We start from the raw sequence: 19,312 nt of genomic DNA, 5'->3' as shown, positions 1-19,312 counted from the left end.
TTGTGGGAAAGCCCCGGAACACCGTTCCGGGGCTTTCCTGCGTTCAAGGCACCCTCGTACCGTCCAGCCGATTCCATCGGGAAGGGCAGTCGGGGAGCAGGCGTGATACCTGGGTACGATGCGGAAACGGCGTTGCCCGGGGATGCGGGGCAGGGCCATTATCGGGGGATGGAACACGTCATCCGGCGCGTGCGTGCCGAGGAGTGGGCCAAGGCCCGCGATCTGCGGCTCGAGGCCCTCCAGGACCCTCTTGCCCCCATAGCCTTCTACGAGTCGTACGAGCAGGCTCTCGGGAAGCCCGATTCCCACTGGCAGGAGCGTACGTCGTCGGCCGCCGCCGGTGTGGACGTCGTCCAGTTCGTGGCCGAGGCGGCGGACGGGCGGTGGGACGGTACGGCGAGCGTGCTGGTCGAGCACAAGGGCAGCGCCCGCATCGGCAGGCCGGCACAGGTCGAGCAGACGCACGTGGTGGGCGTGTTCATGCGGCAGGAGGCGCGTGGCAGCGGCCTCGCGGAGGGGCTGTTCCGTGCCGCGCTGGAGTGGTCTTGGGCGCTGGACTCCCCGCCCGTCGAGCGGGTGCGGCTGCTGTTCCATTCGGACAATGCCCGGGCCGCCGCGCTCTATCGCAAGGTCGGTTTCGTCCCGAGCGGCGCCAGTACGCCGGTGCCGGACGACGAGATGGCTCTGGAGTACGAGATCCGGCGGTAGCGCCGCCTCAAGCGTTGCGCCTCATCAGGGCTGGGGCAGTGGCGCGGGCCAGCGTGAGCGGGCCTGTTCGGGGGAGCGGAGCAGGGCGACTGTGGGGAGGCCCTGGTCGTTGCCGGTCGCCAGCAGCTCGGGGAGGCCGGGGAGCGGGGCGACGGCGGCGACGTCATCGAGCACGAGCGTCATTGGTGGGTCGAGCCGACCGTCGGATGACCGTGCGGCCATGCGGCGGCCGTGCTCGACCACGTCTGCGGCGAGCGCCGTGAGCAGGGCCATGGCGCCGGGATGGGTGCGAGGGTCCTCGATCGGTTCACCCACCAAGTAAAGAGTGCCCGCTTCGTTCACGAATGATTCCAGGGCGAGCGAATCCGCTCGGTTGGCAGTGCATGCCTCGCGGATGTGGACGGAAGAGAGCGCCGAGAGCGCCCGCACGATCAACTGCTGTGCGATCTCCCGGCGTTCCGGGTGGCCGGTGAGCGCCGACTCCAGCAGCCCGGCGATCCCGCCGGCGGCCTTCGGGTGGGTGCGGAGGATCTGTACGGGCTCATGGGCGCTGCTGCCATGGGCCCAGCGGTGGACCTGGCGGAACGGGCGGCCGTCGACGGCCGCTGCGTGCAGCCAGCACCGCAGGAGCGTTTCCGCCGTGTCCGCCACGGCGGTGTCGATGAGTGCCCGGGGGCGTACGGGGGCGAGCATGGCCCCCGCTCGGGCGGCGGCCGTCCGGTCGTCCTCGCAGTGGGTCGTGGGGGACCAGTGCAGCCGGGCCGGGGTGTCGCACAGGTGCCCCGGGTCGTAGACCAGTACGGGGCCGAGCTTGGCGCGCGCGTCCTTGGTCCCGGCCCACACCGCGGGGTCTGAGGTGACGACGAGCGCCGGGCCGTCCGCGTCGAGGAGCGCCTGGACGGCCGCGGGCCGCCGACTGGCGGAATCTCCGTACAGCACGCGGGGGGTGCGGGTGCGCGGGGCTGGGACGGTGGGCAGCGGCGCGGGGGCCGCCGCGGTGGCTCCAGGAGCCGGGGCGGTCGCCCCGGCCGGCGTCCCGGGTACCGGGTCGAGGAGCGTTTCCACGGCGGGACCGGTGGGGACGGGCGTGTGCTCCTGGACCCGTCCCCGCTCCTCGGCGGAGCGTTCAGGAGTCGGCCGCTCCTGCGACGCGCCCTGTTCCCGTGCCGCGAGAAGCTTCTGCTCTCGCTCCTGGCTCCGTACGCGCCCGGTTTCATGCGCCGCGGCACGCACCGCGCGCCAGCGGGCCAAGGTGCCCAGCGTGAACACCGTCAGCACGATCAGCACCATCAACTGCCCGATCAGCAGCCCCCAGAACAGGCCGTAGCCGGAGAGCTCCCCGGGCGGCGTGGCGGGCCAGGCGGCCGCCAGGTCGTCAGGGGCAGAGGCCAGCGCCCGCATGGCTGCCGGCGTGTGGGTGAAGGTGACTCCGGTGGGCCAGGCGCCGTGCGCGAACAGGCCGGCGAGGCCCGTCGCCGACCAGACGAGCAGGGTCAGCCCGAGGAGAAAGGCCAGCAGACCGACCAACAGGCCGTCGGGGATGCCCCCTTCACGTCGTCTGCCGTCCTGCTCCCGGCTCCGCTCCGCACGGCCGCCCTCGTACATCTCACGCCACCGTCGACTCTGACGACTCGTCCAGTTGTTGCTGTTCGACGAGCCGTGCGCGCTGTTCCGCCTCCCACTCCGCTGCCTGTACGTGCTCCGGCACCGCGGGCACCGACGACTCCGTCATGGCGCGGTCGGTGAAGACGAGCGGCCTCTCCGCCTCTGTCACCAGGTGTTTGACCACCTGCACGTTGCCGTTGACGTCCCACACCGCGATACCGGGAGTCAGCGTCGGGATGATCTCCACGGCCCAGCGCGGCAGGCCCAGCACGCGTCCGGTGGCCCGTGCCTCGTCGGCCTTCTGCGCGTAGATCGTCCGGGTCGACGCCATCTTGAGGATCGCCGCGGCCTCCTTCGCCGCCGCGCCGTCCACCACGTCGCTCAGGTGGTGGACCACCGCCACGAAGGAGAGACCGAGCCGCCGCCCGAACTTCAGCAGCCGCTGGAAGAGCTGCGCGACGAACGGGCTGTTGATGATGTGCCACGCCTCCTCCACCAGGAAGATGCGCTTCTTGCGGTCGGGCCGGATCCAGGTGTGCTCCAGCCAGACACCGACGATCGCCATCAGGATCGGCATCGCGATGGAGTTGCGGTCGATGTGCGACAGGTCGAAGACGATCAGCGGCGCGTCCAGGTCGATGCCCACGGTGGTCGGCCCGTCGAACATGCCGCGCAGGTCACCGTCGACGAGCCGGTCCAGGACCAGCGCCACGTCGAGACCCCAGGCGCGGACATCGTCTATGTCGACGTTCATCGCCTCCGCGGACTCCGCCTCCGGGTGGCGCAGCTGCTCCACGATGTCGGTGAGGACCGGCTGCCGGTCGGTGATGCTCGCGTTGACGTACGCGTGCGCCACCTTGAGCGCGAAGCCGGCCCGCTCGTCGAGGCCGTGGCCCATGGCGACCTCGATGATCGTGCGGAGCAGCGCCAGTTGACCGGTCGTGGTGATCGACGGATCGAGCGGGTTGAGGCGGATGCCGCCGTCGCGCGCGGTCATCGGGTCGAGCCGGATGGGAGTGATTCCCAGCTCCTGCGCGATGAGGTTCCACTCGCCGACACCGTCCTCGCCCTGCGCGTCGAGGACCACCACCTGGCGGTCGCGGAAGCGCAACTGCCGCAGCACGTACGTCTTCTCGAGGGCGGACTTGCCGTTGCCGGACTCGCCGAGCACCAGCCAGTGCGGGGCGGGGAGCTGCTGCCCGTAGAGCTGGAAAGGGTCGTAGATGTAGCCCTTGCCGCTGTAGACCTCGCGGCCGATGATCACACCCGAGTCGCCGAGGCCGGGTGCGGCGGTCGGCAGGTAGACGGCCTGCGCCTGGCCCGTCGACGTACGGACGGGCAGGCGGGTGGTCTCCACCTTCCCGAAGAGGAAGGAGGTGAAGGCATCCGTGAGGACGGACAGCGGATCTCGCATCACACGGGCCCCTATCGGCGGATGCCGGTCGCGAACGGCAGGGTGTTCACAAAGGCCCTGTGGTGCTCGCGGTCGCACCACTCCAGCTTCAGGTACGACTTGCCGGCGGAGGCCCTGATCGTGCGCTTGTCCCTGGCCAGGGCCTCGGGAGAACGCGACGACACAGTGATGTACCCGACGAGGTTGACCCCTGCCGCACCGCTCGCGAGATCTTCACCCCGCTGGTCGAGCCGGCCGTGTGCAGCGATGTCCCGCGGGTCGACGGTCCGGTTCATCTTGGCGGCACGGCTGGCGTCCGCCTCGTCGTTGGTCTTCTCCGTGAGCATCCGCTCGATGGCGACCTCGGTGGGCTCCAGGTCCATGGTGACCGCGACCGTGCGGATCACGTCCGGGGTGTGGACCAGCAGCGGGGCAAGGAAGTTGACGCCGACGGGAGTCATCGGCCACTCCTTCACCCACGCGGTCGAGTGGCACCAGGGTGCCCGGGTCGAGGACTCACGCGTCTTCGCCTGGAGGTACGTGGGCTCCACGGCGTCCAGTTCGGCCGGCCAGGCGTTCCGCTTCGACATCGCCTGGATGTGGTCGATGGGGTGGTCCGGGTCGTACATGGAGTGCACGAGCGAGGCGAGCCGGGACTGGCCGAGCGGCTGCCGTACACGGATGTCCGCCTCTGCCAGCCGGGCACAGATGTCGGTGAGCTCACGCGCCATGACGACGGCGAGACCGGCGTCCTTGTCGAGCCGCTTCGTCCCGGTCGCCGCCTTGGCGGCACGGGCCATGGCCTGCGCCTCCGCCGCCAGGTCGCGGGAGTAGTGCATGCACGCCACGAGATAGGCGCGGTGCTGCTCGCTGGAGGTCGACACCATCGACTGCAGATGGTCGTACGACTGCTGGAGCCAGCCGGGGGCGTTCCGGTCGCCGCGCTGGGCGACGTCCTTGGCGTGCGCGTCCGGGTCGGCGGGCAGCGTACGGGCCAGCATCTGAAGCCGCGTCACGAACCCGTCGCCGTTCGCCACGTGCTTCAGCAGCGTTCCGAAGCGGTCGACCAGCGCCTCCTGGTCCTCGCTGTCCCGCAGGCCGACACCGGGGCCCTCGATCTCGATCGCGGCGGTCACGGTCCGGCGGTCGGCATGCAGCAGCACGGCGATCTCGTCGGGGCCGAACGGCGCTGCGAGCCAGTTGATCCGCCCGATGCCGGGCGGCGGCCCGATCTCGACCTCCCGGCCGTCGAGCCGGGTCCCCGCCTCGACGGCAGTGGAACGGTAGAGGGTGCCGCCGCTGCGCAGGGTCCGCTTGTAGCTGCGGTTGATCTCGAACCACTTGTAGAAGGTGCGCTGTTTGTAGGGCACATAGACGGCGGCGAGTGCCAGCATCGGGAAGCCCATCAGCAGCACGATGCGCAGTGACAGGACGGGGACCAGCAGCCCGCTCATCATGCCGAGGAACGCGCCGGCGATGATCAGCGCGATCTCGCCGGTCTCACGGTTCTTGCCGATGACCGCGTTCGGCCGGGCACGGCCGATGAGGTACGTGCGGCGGGGCGTGATCGGTTGGGACTGGGTCGTCAACGCCGGCCACCTCCTGTGCTGTTGCGATTGCTGTGCGGGGTCCCGCTGGTCGGGCTGCTGTTACGGGGTGCGGGGGCGGCGCCCGCCGGTGACTGGGGCGAGCGGCTGCCGTGGGCCGCCATGCCGCCGGAAGCGGGGTTGGCGGGGCGGGGGCTGCTGCTGCCGTCGCCGGTGTTCTGGTTTCCGCGGGAGCTGTGGGTCTTGATGCCCTGGGACACGAGCGCCGCGGGGGAGCTGATGACGGCGGCCGCCTTGCTCTCGGCGCCGTTCTGGATCCGGTTGTTGCGTGAGGCCGCGATCTCGTCGCCGAACCCGGGGACGAATCGGTAGATCATCGCGGACGCGAAGATGGCGAGCAGGATGATCGCCAGCCCGGACACGACGGCGGAGAAGGAGTCCGGCCCGTCGTCGGCGGACAGCGCCCCCGCGAGGCCCAGCACGATCACGATCACCGGCTTGACCAGGATGATCGCGATCATGATCCCGGCCCAGCGGCGGACGTGCCCCCACATGTTCTTGTCGACGAGTCCGGCATAGACGACGACGCCGAGCAGCGCACCGACGTAGAGCAGCACGGCCCGGATGAACAGCTCCAGATACAGCACACCGGCGGCCAGGATCGTCACGAGTGAGACGACGATCAGCATGATCGGCCCGCCGCCGATGTCGTCACCCTTGGCCAGGGCCTTGGAGAAGTTCCCGAAGAACATGTCCGTCTGCTGCGCCGTACCGCCCGCGATCACCTCCGTGACGCTGTCGGTGACCGAGACGAGGGTGTAGAGGATCAGGGGCGTGAAGGCGGAAGCGAGGACGCTCAGCCACAGGAAGCCGATGGCTTCCGAGACCGCGGTCACGAACGGCACGCCCCGGACCGCCCGCTTGGCGACCGCCAGCAGCCAGAGGAGGAGCGTGAGGATGGACGCGGCGGCGAAGACGATGGCGTAGTGGGCGAGGAACGTCAGGTTCGTGAAGTCGACGGTGGCCGTCGACTCGACGGCCTGCGACAGCTTCCCGATCGTCCACGACGCGGCGTCGGCGCAGCCGCGGGCGAGGGAGGACAGGGGGTCGAGGGCGGCGGCGGGGTCGGCGTCGAGCCCTGGGCGGGTGGGGTTGGTGGGGCCTTCGCCGTCGTCGCAGTAGTCCCGGGCGGGGCCACGGATGAGGTCGCAGGGGTCGTTGCTCGGTGTGGGCGTCGGGTCGGCGAACGCTCGAGTCGCGAACACCACTGTGCCCGCCTGCACTGTGGCGAATGCTGCTGCGAACGAGAGGGCACGGCGATTAGCGGGCATACGTGAAGCCTCCGAACTGCTGCACGGCGTCCGCCATCTCCTCGGCACCTGAAGCCGCTTGGTCCCGGCCGACTGGCACTGGGCCGTCCTTCTGCGTGAAGTCGGCGACCTTCCAGTCACCGTCCACCCATCTCAAGTCGAAGGTGTTGGTGTACCAGCTCTCGGAGACCGGGTTCTGGGAGCCCTCGCCCGCCAGCCCGAAGAGGGCTGAGTACCAGACGGAGACGCTCGCCCTGCCAGGCGTGAAGCTCTCCACTCTTGCTCCCACCGGATTGAAGCGGGTGATGAACATCAACCCGGCAGGCGCCGTGCCGTCCGGCTTCAGACCGATACCCGTGAGGAACCCTTCGCTGGAGTAGACACGGTCGAGATCACTGCGCCGCGCAGCCGCGACGTCCGGTGCGTACACCGTGTTCACGATCTGGTCGCGGCGGGCCTTGTTGAACATGCCGTCCGACCCCAACGCCACCGCGTAATTCGCCGCCGCGCTCTGCGCCCCCTGCTCGTCCTGCGCGTACCCCGTCGGGATGCCGTCGGCGTTGCCCTTGACCGGGCGCACGCCCGTCGGTGCCGTCGGCTGGGACGTGGGGGCCTTCGCGGCGCCGGCCGGCGCGTCGTCGTCGCTCCCGCCGCCACCTCCCCGGTTGGCGAACGCGATCGCCGCGATCAGCAGTACCACCACGCCCACCACCGTGATGAGCGAGCGGGAGCTGCTGCGTGCAGGGCGGCGCGCGCCTCCGTAGACGTCCGTGTCGCCGTTGCCCGGCAGGCGGGTACGCGTTTGGCCGGAGCCGCCGCCCGGCTCGCCGCCGTAGCCGTGATCGTCGCCGAGGCTCATGTCGCCCAGGCCCCCTCAACCAGTGGTGGACGTACTGCTTGCCGCGTGGACACGGTGTGGTGACTCGACATCAGGGAGACGCAACCTCGAACGGTGGGCCCGGGCATGCCCGGAGAGGACTGACGGGCGGTCAGACGGCCATCCCGTAGACGATGGTGAACAAGGTCCCCAGTGACCCGATGATGAAGACGCCGGTCAGGCCGGCGACGATCAGGCCCTTGCCCTGCTCGGCGCTGAACGTGTCGCGCAGCGCCGTCGCGCCGATGCGTTGTTTGGCCGCTCCCCAGATCGCGATTCCGAGGCAGAGGAGGATGGCAATGGCCATCACGACTTCGATCATCACCCGAGCCTCGTTGCCCAGGCTTCCGAACGGCCCCCAGTTCGGGGCGATTCCGCCGATGATGGTGGTGATGTCGCCCTTTTCCGCTGCCAGGATCATGTAACTCACCGCCCCTGTTGGGTTGTTCGCCGCCCACGCCGCTCGGCACAGGCCTTGGGTTCTATCTTCGCTGATGAAACCGCCCGCGTACGCCGACTTCGAGGGTCTCTTTACCCGATCTCCGCACGTATGACCGAAGCGGCTGCCCTGACCTGCGGCAGCGCGGTTCGGGTCGGTGCGACAGTGTGCATGGTCACTCTGTGTATCACGGAGGGTGACTTCGGGCAATGACTGTCGTTGTTCCACCTTTGGGCAGCTTTGCGCGTGTATGGGTGACGCCTCGGCTGAGGTCCTGCTCCTTTACCCCTGCAGAGGCCGCGCGGTCGGCGTCGGTATCGGCGGCGGTGCCCTCGCGAGCCGCGACATCGCGGCTTGTGGCATGGGTCCGTGTGGCCGGGCTGGTCGGTGTGCCAGCACCGCACGCCCGGAGATCTCGCAGGCATGGAGGATTGCCGTGGTCCTGCCCGCTCCGTCACCGCCCGCCGGGTCGCCGCAGGCGACCCCTCCGGCACAGCGCCGCTCGCCGGGCCGCGTCTATCGCGCATGTGACCACCACCGACCACAAGAAGATCGGCACGCTTTACCTGGCCACCTCGTTCTTCTTCTGCGTCGGTGGCCTGACGGCGCTGCTGATGCGCGCCGAGATGGCCCGGCCGGGCACACAGATCATGGGCATGTCGCCGGCGTGGCGCAGCCGCGTCGCGAACAGGTCCTCCAGCAACTGGGCCGCACGCAGCAGGCGGGCGATCACTTCGCTGGACGACACGTCCAGCTCCGGCCACTCGCTCCGCCACTCGGCCGGCATCGCGTCCACGCTGTCGCCGTCGCCGGCGACCTGGATCTCGCGTCCTCAGCCATCTCGGGTGGCAGGCGTAGCGACAGCGCGGCGAAGGGTGGTGCTCACCGGGGAGGGAGACGCCTGACGCCAGGAAGGCAGGGCGTGCGCAGCACACACCCTGCCTTCCTGATGGGGGACCGTGTGGTCGGGGCGGTCTACTTGGGGTCGGACCGCCTGTTCAGCCGCTCATCACCATGTAGCCGAGCAGGCCCAGGGCGACGGCGAGCAGGACGACAAAGGTCACCGTGGCGACCATGCCGCCGGAGTCATCGTTGCGGCGGCCTGTCCTTCCCCCGTTGCGTGCGTCCTTGGTGTCGGGTGTGTCCGTCACGCTCGCAGCGTTCTTCACGTGTTGCTCCTGTGGTGCTGTGTTGCCGGCCCCTGCCGTGGTCACCGGCAGGGGGTTTGACCGTGGGTCGACTTCAGCCTTCTGGGCTGTGTGACACAGAGTAGCGGCAACAGGTCCAGACCAGTTTTCGGGGTCTGGGCGGAAGTGTGTGGCTAGCGGCCGAAGTGGTCGAACTCACCGGCTCGTAGGCCGAGCACGAACGCGTCCCACTTCTCGTGCGTCGTCCTGACGACCCCGCCGACGCGGACGAGGCCGTCGGGGGCGCGGGTGACGTCTATATACGGGCTTGGGCTGCGGCCTTGAGCGCGTGCGTGAGTGACGCGAAGGCGTCCGGGGTGGTGTGGAGTATCACTCCACCCGGGTCGCTGCTCTCGGTGACTACGACGCCGGTGGCGTCCGCAGCAACGTTCAGGCAGGCGTCGCCCTCGCCGCAGTACGAAGACCTCTGCCAGCTGTCTACAAGCACGTCAGGTCCTCTCACCGGTCAAGTGTTGGTTGAGTCGCTGGAGGTGCCGCCAGGCGGTGGGGTCGGTGCCGTCACCGAGGGCGTAGTACAGCGCGGGGCGGGCGGCGGGGCCGAGGCGTGTGGGGCGCGGTTGGTGCATTGCTTCGGCGTGGGTGCGGCCCATGGCGCGTATGGCGTCAGGGCCGAGGGTGAAGGAGAGCGGGACCGGGGGCGGTTCGTGGTGGGGCGGGGTGGTCAGATCTGCGCGGGCAGGGCGCAGGTGGGCGAGCATCGAGGCGAGGTTGTGCCGGGAGGCGAGCGTCTCGGCCAGCTCGGGGAGGGCGTCGAGTAGCGGTGGCTGGCCCGTGGTGTGACCGGAGGCGAGCGTGATGTGTTCCTCGATTCCGGCGGGTGTGTGGACGATGCGGCAGGTTGCCATCGCCGGTCTGTCGGTGGAGCCGACCGCGATCAACCATGTCGGGGCGCCCTTCTGGGCGCGGGTGCGGGCCAGTTCGGTGAGCTGCCGGGGTGACCACGGGAGGTTGACGGGTTCGGCGGTCGCCCAGCCGGCGGGTGGGGCGCCGGTGAGCGTCTGCCAGGCGGCCTCCAGAGCGCCGCCGAGGAGGAGGCCGTCGGTGGCGGGATGGGTGGTGCGGATGGAGAGGTGAAGCTGCTGTTCGCCGGTGGTGCTGGGGTCGGCTTGGAACGCATCGGCGATCGGGGTGTGGCCCTCTGGTGTGGTGGCTGGTGCAAAGCGGCCTTCGTGCCAATGGAGGACGGCGCCGCTCAGCCCGTCGTAGTACCCGCCTTCGGTGTCGTGGACCACCCAGCGGGCGGGGACGTTGGTCAGCAGGGTGCGAGTGGGCAGAGTGAGCCGACTGGTGAATGGGGTGACGATCTGCAGTTCACGGCCTGTGGAGATGCTGGTCTGCAGCAGGTCGGTGAGCCACGTGGTCGCGGCGATGACCGGGCGGTCCTGGAGGACTACGGCGGCGCGCCGGGTGAGGACGTCGACGCCGAGCGGATAGGGGTCGGAGGCGCCGTCCTCGTTTGAGGGGAGGACGACCACGTCGGTGTGTGCGGCCTCGGCCGGCCAAGTGGATCCGCCCAGCAGCGAGGTCAGCCGCCCGGCCATCGAACCGGCCAGCCGTCCGGCCTCGGACACCGCCGCCGTCGCCCGCACCTCGGTCCACCACACGGGGGCCTCCGCTCCGGCTCCCGTGCCGAGCAATCGGCGTACCTCACCCTCCACTTGGAGGAGCAGTGGCACCTCTACGGTCGCGACCCACTGCCCGTCGTGTGTGTGCAGATGCACGACGGCCCCCCCGCCGCTGCTGCCCACCCGCAGATCGGGCCCACCGGCGTACAACCCGGCGAGCATGGTGTGGGCGTCCGGCATGGCCGGGGTCAGGGCGATGACGTCCTGTGTCACAAGCTTCCTTCGAGCGTGGCCGGCGGCCATTGCTGCTTGCAGCACCGCCTGAATGATCAACAGCTGCGGGGACATTCGAAACGGAATTCGGCTGGCGCAGGCTCACTCGGCCGCGCAAGATCCCATCAGCTCTAGCCGATCCAGCCTCTCAGGCACCTTCGACTCGCTTCAGATCCGCAATGGGGATTTGCGCCGAGGCTGAACTTTCATGGTTCAGTCTAATAACCGCATGACATGGGAGTCTTGAGAGTAGATCTTTGAACTGAATTGACTTCAGGTCGGGCGCCGACCGTGGAGCGTGATGCGTGCTCGTATATGCGAGGATGATTTCTTGGCTTTCGGTGCGCACTACCTCTGCGTCTGGAACCAAGAAGAGGGTGGCCGCCAGGAGTGCGTCTCGCACGGCGGAGTCATCCGTGTAACCCGCAGCTGCAAGCTGAATCGCAGAATCTACCGCGTCAGTGGGGTCTGGCATGCCGAGGCTGCGAGGTGACGGGCGGTAGTTCGGGTTGCTCTTGAACTCGTCAGTGATATGGCCGAGATTGTCGACTTTCCATGCGCCGATAATGCCGTAAGGGGGGACCCTTTCGCCTGAGTCGAAGAACGGGTCAATGGCATAAACCCAGGAACCCGGATGGCTTGCCGCCTCCCGGCGCGCTGCGTCGGTCACCGGCGGTGTTGCCATCCGTGGGTCAGCCATTTTTGCGCCTTCTGTGTCGCCTGCCGAGATCTTGCTGTTCGGTCACATAGGAGAGTCGTTCGTAGTCTGTGGTTGACACGTCCTCGAAGATGTCCACTGTCGCGAGGCGCCCTATATCCGACCACCGTTGAGCTCTCCTGCCGCCCCCCATTTCCAGGGCCATCCTACTAGGGTAGACGTCCCGACAGGCCCCCTCGAGCGCTGGTTTCAGCCCATAGCGTTCGAGGTCGGTTCGCACTTGAGTCAACGCTTCAAACAAGTTCCATGCCGTATGCTCTGATGCGCCTTCATGATAAGTGACCTGGACGGTGTAGTCGGCTCCGGAGTATGTGGCGACGAGCTTTCCCGTCAAGGTGTCTCTATCGGAGACCAGGGTGATTGCTTTGTCGTACAAGACTTCTGGGCTACTCGACACGTTCGGCCTCGGGGCGGTAGTTGGGGTTCGGAATGAAGTCTCCAAGCTCGCCCGTCGCATAGTTGTACGGGGCGGCACCCTTGATGTATTCGGGGCGAATTCCGCCTGGGAATGCCACCTCCTTCTCGTATGAGAGCGGGTGATCGCCCATTGAGGAGTTTACATCGATGCCGCCTGGTGCCTCGATCTCGTATGTGTATTTCCCTCCGAACTCGTCACCTATATCGTCGCGATAGGATGTGCTGACAAAAGCAGAAGCGTCGCTCTCCTCGACGTACTCCTTGAGATCCACGCGCGAAGGGTCAAGAGAATCGAACCCGCTCTCAAATATCTCCTCGGGGCTGCGGTTGTCACTGCGGTACAACGGCATGTCGTCCGTGCGCCAGACGACAGGCATTCCCAAGCCGTCCAGGTCAACGGTGCGATCTGTGGCCGCGGCCATACGATCTGGTTGGCCCTCAGGCACTCCGGTCGTCGAAGGCTCAGCCGGACCGTCACCGTTGCCACCGCCACCGCCAGCGGCTCCGGTGCCACTGCTGCCTTGATGCGTCCCATCGGGAAGGTCGGCATGGTGGGCGGCCGAACCGCCCTGCCCCGCACCCGAGTGACTCGTCTGCGCTGAGCTGTCGGCCCCATGTCCGGAGTCGTGTGCCTTGTCGGTGTGCTGGGGGGCGCCGCTCCCACCGCCCGTGGAGGGTTGCGGCGCCTCGTGACTGGCCTGCGGGGGCAATCCGTCGCCCGCGTGGGCGGTGGCGTCGGGTGTGCGGGCGCCTGCGCCGACGAGTTCGAGGCGGCTCGGGAGCTCGATCGAGGGGGTCCGGTCGGCGGCCGCCGCTTCGGGTGGGGCCGGGGTGGTGTCGGGGACGCCCTTGTTGGCGGGGATGAACCGGCCGTCTTCGATGCGCAGCTGAGCGCCCGAGGGGTATTCGATGACGCTGTGGGCGGCGTCGGAGGCGGTGGCCGCGTCGGTGGCGGCGCGGACGCCGGCGGTGAGGTCGGCGACCTTGGGGAGTGCGCGGGCGGCGGCGCCGGCGGTCTTGGCTGCCGCGCCGATGGGGTCGAGGACCTCGCCGACCTTGGCCGCGGCGCCCGCGATGCGGGAGGCCGTGCCTGCCTTGCCGGCGGCCGAGCCGGCCTTGGAGGCCGCGCCGAGCGGCCCGGCGCCCAGGGTGAGGCCGTTGAAGATGACCGTGCCCGCCGCCTTGCCGGGGTTGGTGTCCCAGTCGTCCCAGCCGACAAACGCCTTGGCGAACTCCTTCGCGTGGGGCTTGCTGTCGTCCATGAGCTTCTTCTGGGCCGGGGCGATGTCGTCGCGGTCGCCGCGCGGGTCCAGAAGATAGCCCTCGGCGCCGACGATCACCCGGAGCAGTCCCTCGCGGGCCGCGCCGCCGTCCTCTCCAGGGCTGAAGAGGTCGATCAGTCCTTTGACCGATCCGACGGCGTTGTCGACGATGCTGATCCCGGCCTGCTCCAGGTGGTGGTCGATCCCGAACGGCAGGATCTCGCGGTGCTCCGGAGTGCCCCAGGGCAGCGAGTCGGCCTGTGTGAGCTGCTCGGCGCTGAAGCCGTACGGATTCTGCTGCTTGCCGCTGCCGTCGTTGATGTGCCACTGGGTGCCGTCCACCAACGCGGTGATCTTGTCGGCGCAGGCGACTTCGGCCTGCTGGAACGCGGTGACCGCGGCGTTCACGCCGTCCCAGATCGCCTGGTGCTCGGCGGCCTTGGTCTCGTCCTTGCGCCAGTTGTCGAGCGGCCCGTCGTCGTGCTGGACCGACTGCACGAACACGGTGGCCTGCCAGCGCAGCATGTCCAGTTGCTTGACGATCTCGACGACCTCGACCGCGTACGACTCCAGTGCCCCTGCCACCGTCTCCAGCCGGTCGGCGAAGCGCCCCGCCCCGTCCTGGACCGCCTGTGTCGTGGCGAACAGCTGCCCTGCCTCGGGGGCGCGGTACGAGGCGGCCAGGTGCTGGAAGCGGGTGTGGACGTCGCCGCCGTGCTCCCGGACTCCCTTCGCCGCCTGCCGCAGTGCGATGATCTCCCGCCCCAGCTCGGCCAGATCGCCGGTGAAGACGGGTATCTTCTCGGCGCTGATCACCGCTGGGCCGCCCGGTCGCGCGCGGCCTGCAGCAGCGCAGTGACATCAGGCGCCAGCATGGCCTGCCGCTGTGCGTTCCACGCCTGTTCCAGGTTCCCCGTGATGTACGCGTTGGTCGCTTCGACGGCGCCGTTCGCCGAATTGCTCGCGCGCAGCGGCAGAAAGGCCACGTCGGCTTCCGTCCCCTCGGCGAACTGACCCAGCGCCACCGCCACCAGACCGGCGGCCCGGCCGCCGTTTGCGGCGCTCCCGCCGTCGACGGTCAGGGCACCCGCGGACTCCATCGCTCCCTGAAGCGCCGTCCCGTACAGCTTGATCCCGGCGCTCATGCCGCCGGCAGCCTCCCGCACCTGGGAGACCACCGACTGCACGCCCCCAGGCGAAATGTCCCACCCCGTCACAACCAACCCCCGTGAACCCGCCGGCAGATGCACCCGTCGACGGCGTCCAGTATGGTCCGCGCCACCGACAGCGGATCTTCATCTCTAGCAGTCGGACAACCGTACGAGCAACGCACTTCCGGCCAATGCGCCTACCGTCCACCACCGGCCGGGACGGGGCTGCTGGGCATCAGTTTGTTGCACTGACGGGCGGCGCCCCGGCCGAAGTGGTCGAACTCACCGGCTCGTACGCCGAGCACGAACGCGTCCCACTTCTCGTGCGTCGTCGTGACGACCCCGCCGACGCGGACGAGGCCGTCGGGGGTGTGGGCGACGTCTATGTACGGGCTCGGGCTGCCCGTCTTGAGCGCGTGGGTGAGTGACGCGAAGGCGTCCGCGGTGGTGTGGAGTATCACCCCGCCCGGATCGCTGCTCTCGGTCAGTTTGACCGAGCCACCTTCGGCGGCGACGTGTACGCAGGACTCGCCTTCGCCGCAGTACGACGACTTCTGCCAGTTGTCTACAAGCACGTCGGGTCCTCTCACAGGTGCTTGGCGATGGTGTGGATGAGGTCCGCGGACGCAGCCTCGTCCAAGGCGAGGCTCTCCAGCCGGGCGAAGACCTGGCGGTACTTGTCGAGCTGTGCGTCTGCGTCCAGCAGGACGATTCCGTGGGCCTGGTCCAGCTGGACCGTGTCGAGCTGCGGCACCGGGCCGTGAACGTAGTAGAGCGGCTGGCCCGACCCGGGGAAGGCGCCTGCTTCGAAGGGGAGGACCAGGACCGTGATGTGGGCGTGCTGTCCCATGTCCAAGAGGTGTTGGAGCTGTCGACCGGCCACGGAGCGGCCGCCGAAACTCATGCGCAGGGCGGCCTCGTGGATGATTGCCTGGTACGGCACGGCCTCTTCCCTGAAGAGAACCGACTGCCGCTTGATGCGGAACGACAGGCGGTGTTCCACGTCGGGTGGTGGCAGCGGGGGCACGACCTGGCGCATGACCTCCAGGGCGTGTTCCCGTGTCTGGAGGAGGCCGGGGATGCCGGAGGTGTGCGCGGTACGCAACCGTTTGCCGTGGTGTTCGAGTTCGGCCAGGTCGAGCAGCCCGCTGGACAGGAGCTCGCGGTACTCCTCCCACCAACCGCGTTTGCGCTCCCCGGTCATGGCTGCGAGGGCTTCTACGAGGTCTGCGTTCGAGCACTCGTAGTGGCAGGCCAGCGTGCGTACGCGTTCAGCGCTTACGCCGTAGCGACCGGCCTCGATGTTGCTGATCCGTGCCTGGTTGCCGCCCAGGAGTGTGGCGGCCTGTGTCGCGGTGAGGCCTGCCCGCTCCCGCAGCTTGCGCAGCTCGGCACCAAGCCGCCGGCGGCGGGCGGTTGGAGTGGAGCTCGGCGTCATCAACTCTCCCGGACCATGTCACCCACATGAGAGTAACTGGAATCAATTCACTGGAATCCATGGAATGCATTCCATGGGGCACCCTGCGGTGTCTCTCAGGCCCACCCGCCTGGAAGCACCCCGCTCGACGGAGCGACCTTGTCACCGGGCACGCATCACAGCCACTCAACCCGCCCTCCGTCGAGGAGACTTCCATGACCACCACCGTAGCCGCGCCCTGGACCTGCGCCCTTCAACTCCCCCAGGACCACCGGGCCCCCGGCATCGCTCGCCGGCACACCGATCCAGGGCCGGGTGGCTACCGCCTTGCGGCAAGCGGGAAGTTCGGGTGGACGTCAGGCTTCCCGAGCCGCTCGACTTCCCGCTGCCACCGGCCACCTCCCCGAATACGCGACGGGGGTGCGGACCCGACCGACCGTTGACCGAGCGCAAGGCGAACCCTGTTGATCCGGCGGGGAGTTGACTACCGTTCCGGTTGTGACCGACCACGCGAAGATCCAGGACCGGATCGACACCACACGCCCGCACACCGCCCGGATCTGGAACTACTGGACCGGCGGCAAGGACAACTACCCGGTCGACCAGGAGGCGGGCGACCAGATCCGGGAGCTGCACCCCGGCATCGGCGACTACGCGCTCGCGGACCGGCGCTTCCTCGGCCGGGCCGTGCGGCATCTGGCGACCGAGGCAGGTATCCGGCAGTTCCTCGACATCGGCACGGGGCTGCCGAGCGCGGACAACACCCACGAGGTGGCGCAGCGCATCCGGCCCGACGCCCGCATCGTGTACGTGGACAACGACCCGCTCGTCCTCGTCCACGCGCGGGCACTGCTCACCGGCACGACCGAGGGCCGCACGGACTACCTGGACGCGGACCTGCGGGACACGGACGGGATCCTGGCGCAGGCGGCGAAGACGCTCGACTTCGCCGAGCCGGTCGCCCTGATGCTGCTCGGTGTCGTCATCTTCATCGAGGACGACGAGGAGTCGTACGCCGTGGTGCGCCGGCTCATGGACGCGCTGCCGTCCGGGAGCCATCTCGCGCTGTCGCACACGATCACCAGCCCGTCGATGCCCGACGTGGACGAGGCCGTCGCCTTCTGGAACGAGCATGGGACCCCGCGCCTCACCCAGCGCACCCCGGAGCAGGTGGCCCGCTACTTCGACGGTCTGGAACTGCTCGAACCGGGCGTGGTGTCGTGCAACCGCTGGCGTCCGGACGAGCAGGACCTGACGGCCCCGGCCGACGTGGCGATGTACGGGGGCGTGGCCCGCAAGGCGTGATCCGGCCAGGACGCAGCGTGGGCGGCCGGGCGGTGCGCGTGCGCCCCTGTGAGCGCCTCCACGGGAGGAGCGCGGCCGCCTACACTGGCGCCCAGGCGGACTACCCGGCGCTGAAGGGTGATTGACGGTGCGTAAGGCGTGGCTGATCGCTGGGCTGTCGATCGGGTCCTGTCTGTGCTTCGTCGCGCTGCTGGTCGTCGGGACGTATTCCGCTGCCGCCGGTCTCCTGGGCGGCAGTGCCAAGAACGCGGCCGTGGGGCTGGCGAAGGGTGCGGTGCCCGCGAAGTACCAGTCGCTGGTGCAGACGTGGGGGAATCTCTGCCCGGCCATCAACCCCGCGCTGCTCGCCGCCCAGCTGTACCAGGAGAGCGGCTGGAACCCGAGGGCCCAGAGCCACGCCGCCGCTCAGGGAATCGCGCAGTTCATCCCGGGCACTTGGGCGACGCACGGGATCGACGGGGACAAGGACGGCGATCGGGACGTGTGGGACCCGGCGGACGCGATTCCGTCGGCGGCCTCGTACGACTGTGAACTGGCTGGATATGTTCGCAAGGCGCCGGGTGATCCGACCGACAACATGCTGGCGGCGTACAACGCGGGCGCCTATGCGGTCATCAAGTACGGCGGTGTTCCCCCGTACCGCGAGACGCAGAACTATGTGCAGGTCATCCGGACGCTGGAGAAGAGCTTCGCCAAGCCGGTGGGGCGGGTCGAGCCGTCGAAGCAGGCGGCCGGGGCGATCTACTTCGCCCAGCAGAAGCTGGGCACCAAGTACCTGTGGGGCGGGAACGGGACGCCCGAGCAGGGCGGGCGTTTCGACTGCTCGGGTCTGACGCAGGCGGCATACCGCACGGTCGGGATCGAGCTGCCGCGGGTGGCCAACGATCAGTACAACGCGGGTCCGCACCCCTCCCGCGACGAGTTGCTGCCGGGTGATCTGGTCTTCTTCTCCGACGATCTGACCAACTCACGAGCCATTCGGCACGTCGGGCTGTACGTCGGCGGCGGATACATGATCAACGCCCCGTACACCGGTGCGGTGATCAGGTTCGACAAGATCGACACGCCGGACTACTTCGGCGCGACCCGGGTCACCGAGGACGGTGCGAGGGCACTGCCGACGGACCTGCCCGAGGCACCGGAATCCTGAGCCACGTTAGGAGGATTGGCCAGAAAGCGACACTTGTCGCAGGGCTCTGAGCTGCGACGACTTGTCACTCTTCGATAACGTGATCGTGTTCGTTCGGTGGAGAAGGGAACGCTCCCGCCGATCACGTCGTTCCCTGTGCAGAGAAGGCCGCACTGACCGTGCGGCAGACGCCGCACCGACCACGGGGGTTGATAGGCGGCGCACAGGCACGTGCGCCGGCAGGCACAAGGCAAGGGGCCGCAGCAGATGGCTGGACTCGCAGCAGACGGGCTGAACCCGGATGTCGGCCTGCTCTACGACATCAACGGCCTCGCCAAGGACGCACCCACGTGGCTCGACCGCACCATGGAGCTCGTCGGCGAGTACGGGACCATGGTCGCCATGGTGCTGGTGGTGCTCTGGTGCTGGTGGAGCGTGCGCCGGCGCGGCACCACGGAGGAGTCGGTCTCGGCGGTGGCCGGACTGGTCTGGGCCCCGCTGGCCGCCGGTATCGCGCTGCTGATCAACATCCCCATCCGCGGCTTCGTGGAGAGACCGCGGCCCTTCGTCGACCACGAGGGCCTCGAGGTCCTGGTCGCAGGAAAGACCGACTACTCGTTCGTGAGCGACCACTCGACGCTGGCGATGGCGATCGCCGCCGCGCTGTTCGTGGCGCACCGCAGGTTCGGGCTCGCCGCCTTCGGGCTCGCGGTCGTCGCGGGTTTCTGCCGGGTCTACATGGGCGTGCACTATCCGAGCGATGTCATCGGCGGATTCGCGCTCGGTACGGCGGTGGCACTGCTGCTCGCCCCGCTCGCCCTCGCGCTGCTCACGCCGCTGGTGTCGGCGATCGCTGCCTCGCGCCACCTCGGCCGGCTCGTGCGGTCGAAGCGGGCGGCGGCCGGCTCCTCGCTGCGGGCGGAGACGCTGGGTGTCCCGGAGCCACGGGTCGAGGACCAGGACGAGAACGGGCTCGCTGCCTGAGCCA

20 protein-coding genes and 1 pseudogene are annotated in these 19,312 nt (G+C 68.9%); 5 read left to right on the top strand and 16 right to left on the bottom strand.

All coding sequences use genetic code 11. From position 1 onward, the window contains the following. Positions 1–168: 168 nt before the first annotated feature. Positions 169–708, top strand: a complete 540-nt coding sequence (locus IE198_RS22180) for a GNAT family N-acetyltransferase (protein ID WP_189889270.1) — start codon at positions 169–171, stop codon at positions 706–708. A 24-nt stretch (positions 709–732) separates the two neighbouring features. On the opposite strand, the gene IE198_RS22175 is transcribed toward IE198_RS22180, so the two are convergent. The 6 genes from IE198_RS22175 to IE198_RS22150 form a co-directional block, all read right to left on the bottom strand. Next, complete coding sequence (locus IE198_RS22175; RefSeq protein WP_189889268.1) at positions 733–2,313, bottom strand: type IV secretory system conjugative DNA transfer family protein; 1,581 nt, start codon at positions 2,311–2,313, stop codon at positions 733–735. Position 2,314: 1 nt separating this feature from the next. Then, positions 2,315–3,727, bottom strand: a complete 1,413-nt coding sequence (locus tag IE198_RS22170) for an ATP-binding protein (protein ID WP_189889266.1) — start codon at positions 3,725–3,727, stop codon at positions 2,315–2,317. 11 nt (positions 3,728–3,738) lie between these two features. Next, positions 3,739–5,295, bottom strand: a complete 1,557-nt coding sequence (locus tag IE198_RS22165) for an SCO6880 family protein (protein WP_189889264.1) — start codon at positions 5,293–5,295, stop codon at positions 3,739–3,741. Beyond that, a complete protein-coding gene (locus IE198_RS22160) occupies positions 5,292–6,584 on the bottom strand; it encodes a hypothetical protein (RefSeq protein WP_189889262.1) in 1,293 nt (430 codons plus the stop codon). Before IE198_RS22160 ends, IE198_RS22165 begins: the two co-directional genes overlap by 4 nt. After that, positions 6,574–7,422, bottom strand: a complete 849-nt coding sequence (locus IE198_RS22155; RefSeq protein ID WP_189889260.1) for a DUF8175 domain-containg protein — start codon at positions 7,420–7,422, stop codon at positions 6,574–6,576. Before IE198_RS22155 ends, IE198_RS22160 begins: the two co-directional genes overlap by 11 nt. A 130-nt stretch (positions 7,423–7,552) precedes the next feature. Further along, positions 7,553–7,861, bottom strand: coding sequence for a DUF8827 family protein (locus IE198_RS22150; RefSeq protein WP_005315450.1), 309 nt, complete (start codon positions 7,859–7,861; stop codon positions 7,553–7,555). Positions 7,862–8,315: 454 nt separating this feature from the next. Between IE198_RS22150 and IE198_RS35470 the strand changes: the two are divergent. Beyond that, a pseudogene (locus tag IE198_RS35470) lies at positions 8,316–8,532 on the top strand (aa3-type cytochrome oxidase subunit I); the annotation flags it as partial. Here the strand turns inward: IE198_RS35470 and IE198_RS35465 are convergent. The 10 genes from IE198_RS35465 to IE198_RS22100 form a co-directional block, all read right to left on the bottom strand. Continuing rightward, positions 8,442–8,666 (bottom strand): hypothetical protein, encoded by a 225-nt coding sequence (locus tag IE198_RS35465; protein ID WP_229834221.1) that lies wholly within the window; start codon positions 8,664–8,666, stop codon positions 8,442–8,444. The pseudogene IE198_RS35470 and the gene IE198_RS35465 sit on opposite strands and share 91 nt — an antisense overlap. A gap of 211 nt (positions 8,667–8,877) precedes the next feature. Further along, positions 8,878–9,048: a hypothetical protein gene (locus IE198_RS22140; protein ID WP_189889258.1), complete on the bottom strand. Its 171-nt coding sequence runs from the start codon at positions 9,046–9,048 to the stop codon at positions 8,878–8,880. Between the two features lie 274 nt (positions 9,049–9,322). After that, positions 9,323–9,514 carry a DUF397 domain-containing protein gene (locus tag IE198_RS35460; protein WP_229834217.1) on the bottom strand — a complete coding sequence of 64 codons (192 nt, stop codon included), beginning with the start codon at positions 9,512–9,514 and terminating at the stop codon, positions 9,323–9,325. Position 9,515: 1 nt separating this feature from the next. Next, positions 9,516–10,925 (bottom strand): DUF6177 family protein, encoded by a 1,410-nt coding sequence (locus IE198_RS22130; protein WP_229834216.1) that lies wholly within the window; start codon positions 10,923–10,925, stop codon positions 9,516–9,518. A gap of 148 nt (positions 10,926–11,073) precedes the next feature. Next, positions 11,074–11,625: a type VII secretion system-associated protein gene (locus IE198_RS22125; RefSeq protein ID WP_229834215.1), complete on the bottom strand. Its 552-nt coding sequence runs from the start codon at positions 11,623–11,625 to the stop codon at positions 11,074–11,076. Further along, positions 11,618–12,019, bottom strand: a complete 402-nt coding sequence (locus IE198_RS22120; RefSeq protein WP_189889256.1) for a hypothetical protein — start codon at positions 12,017–12,019, stop codon at positions 11,618–11,620. Before IE198_RS22120 ends, IE198_RS22125 begins: the two co-directional genes overlap by 8 nt. A gap of 10 nt (positions 12,020–12,029) precedes the next feature. Then, the gene (locus IE198_RS22115; protein WP_189889254.1) at positions 12,030–14,138 is read right to left on the bottom strand and encodes a scabin-related ADP-ribosyltransferase; all 2,109 of its coding nucleotides are present in this window, start codon (positions 14,136–14,138) and stop codon (positions 12,030–12,032) included. Then, positions 14,135–14,539: a DUF6507 family protein gene (locus IE198_RS22110; RefSeq protein WP_268246490.1), complete on the bottom strand. Its 405-nt coding sequence runs from the start codon at positions 14,537–14,539 to the stop codon at positions 14,135–14,137. Before IE198_RS22110 ends, IE198_RS22115 begins: the two co-directional genes overlap by 4 nt. A 131-nt stretch (positions 14,540–14,670) precedes the next feature. Beyond that, positions 14,671–15,048: a DUF397 domain-containing protein gene (locus IE198_RS22105; protein WP_189889251.1), complete on the bottom strand. Its 378-nt coding sequence runs from the start codon at positions 15,046–15,048 to the stop codon at positions 14,671–14,673. Between the two features lie 11 nt (positions 15,049–15,059). Next, on the bottom strand, positions 15,060–15,911 hold the full coding sequence (locus IE198_RS22100) for a helix-turn-helix domain-containing protein (protein ID WP_189889248.1): 852 nt from the start codon (positions 15,909–15,911) through the stop codon (positions 15,060–15,062). 477 nt (positions 15,912–16,388) lie between these two features. Here IE198_RS22100 and IE198_RS22095 point away from each other — a divergent pair, with 477 nt between their 5' ends. The 3 genes from IE198_RS22095 (at position 16,389) to IE198_RS22085 (ending at position 19,308) form a co-directional block, all read left to right on the top strand. Continuing rightward, entirely contained in the window at positions 16,389–17,195 is an 807-nt protein-coding gene (locus IE198_RS22095; protein ID WP_189889246.1) for an SAM-dependent methyltransferase, read from the top strand. Positions 17,196–17,322: 127 nt separating this feature from the next. Then, on the top strand, positions 17,323–18,345 hold the full coding sequence (locus tag IE198_RS22090; RefSeq protein ID WP_189889244.1) for a C40 family peptidase: 1,023 nt from the start codon (positions 17,323–17,325) through the stop codon (positions 18,343–18,345). A gap of 246 nt (positions 18,346–18,591) precedes the next feature. Then, positions 18,592–19,308, top strand: coding sequence for a phosphatase PAP2 family protein (locus IE198_RS22085; protein ID WP_189889242.1), 717 nt, complete (start codon positions 18,592–18,594; stop codon positions 19,306–19,308). The last annotated feature ends 4 nt before the right edge of the window (positions 19,309–19,312 follow it).

The sequence above is a fragment of the Streptomyces xantholiticus genome (assembly GCF_014651015.1).
GTDB lineage: Bacteria > Actinomycetota > Actinomycetes > Streptomycetales > Streptomycetaceae > Streptomyces > Streptomyces xantholiticus.
The sequence above is the reverse complement of the archived record's forward strand: the minus strand, read 5'-3'. Positions and strand labels throughout refer to the sequence as shown.

Excerpts from the sequence above, each read along its gene's own strand:
- IE198_RS22150 (WP_005315450.1), bottom strand. The coding sequence starts at position 7,861 with ATGATCCTGGCAGCGGAAAAGGGCGACATCACCACCATCATCGGCGGA.
- IE198_RS22180 (WP_189889270.1), top strand. The coding sequence starts at position 169 with ATGGAACACGTCATCCGGCGCGTGCGTGCCGAGGAGTGGGCCAAGGCC.
- IE198_RS22085 (WP_189889242.1), top strand. The coding sequence starts at position 18,592 with ATGGCTGGACTCGCAGCAGACGGGCTGAACCCGGATGTCGGCCTGCTC.
- IE198_RS22100 (WP_189889248.1), bottom strand. The coding sequence starts at position 15,911 with ATGACGCCGAGCTCCACTCCAACCGCCCGCCGCCGGCGGCTTGGTGCC.
- IE198_RS22125 (WP_229834215.1), bottom strand. The coding sequence starts at position 11,625 with ATGGCTGACCCACGGATGGCAACACCGCCGGTGACCGACGCAGCGCGC.
- IE198_RS22160 (WP_189889262.1), bottom strand. The coding sequence starts at position 6,584 with ATGCCCGCTAATCGCCGTGCCCTCTCGTTCGCAGCAGCATTCGCCACA.
- IE198_RS22170 (WP_189889266.1), bottom strand. The coding sequence starts at position 3,727 with ATGCGAGATCCGCTGTCCGTCCTCACGGATGCCTTCACCTCCTTCCTC.
- IE198_RS22155 (WP_189889260.1), bottom strand. The coding sequence starts at position 7,422 with ATGAGCCTCGGCGACGATCACGGCTACGGCGGCGAGCCGGGCGGCGGC.
- IE198_RS35465 (WP_229834221.1), bottom strand. The coding sequence starts at position 8,666 with ATGCCGGCCGAGTGGCGGAGCGAGTGGCCGGAGCTGGACGTGTCGTCC.
- IE198_RS22175 (WP_189889268.1), bottom strand. The coding sequence starts at position 2,313 with ATGTACGAGGGCGGCCGTGCGGAGCGGAGCCGGGAGCAGGACGGCAGA.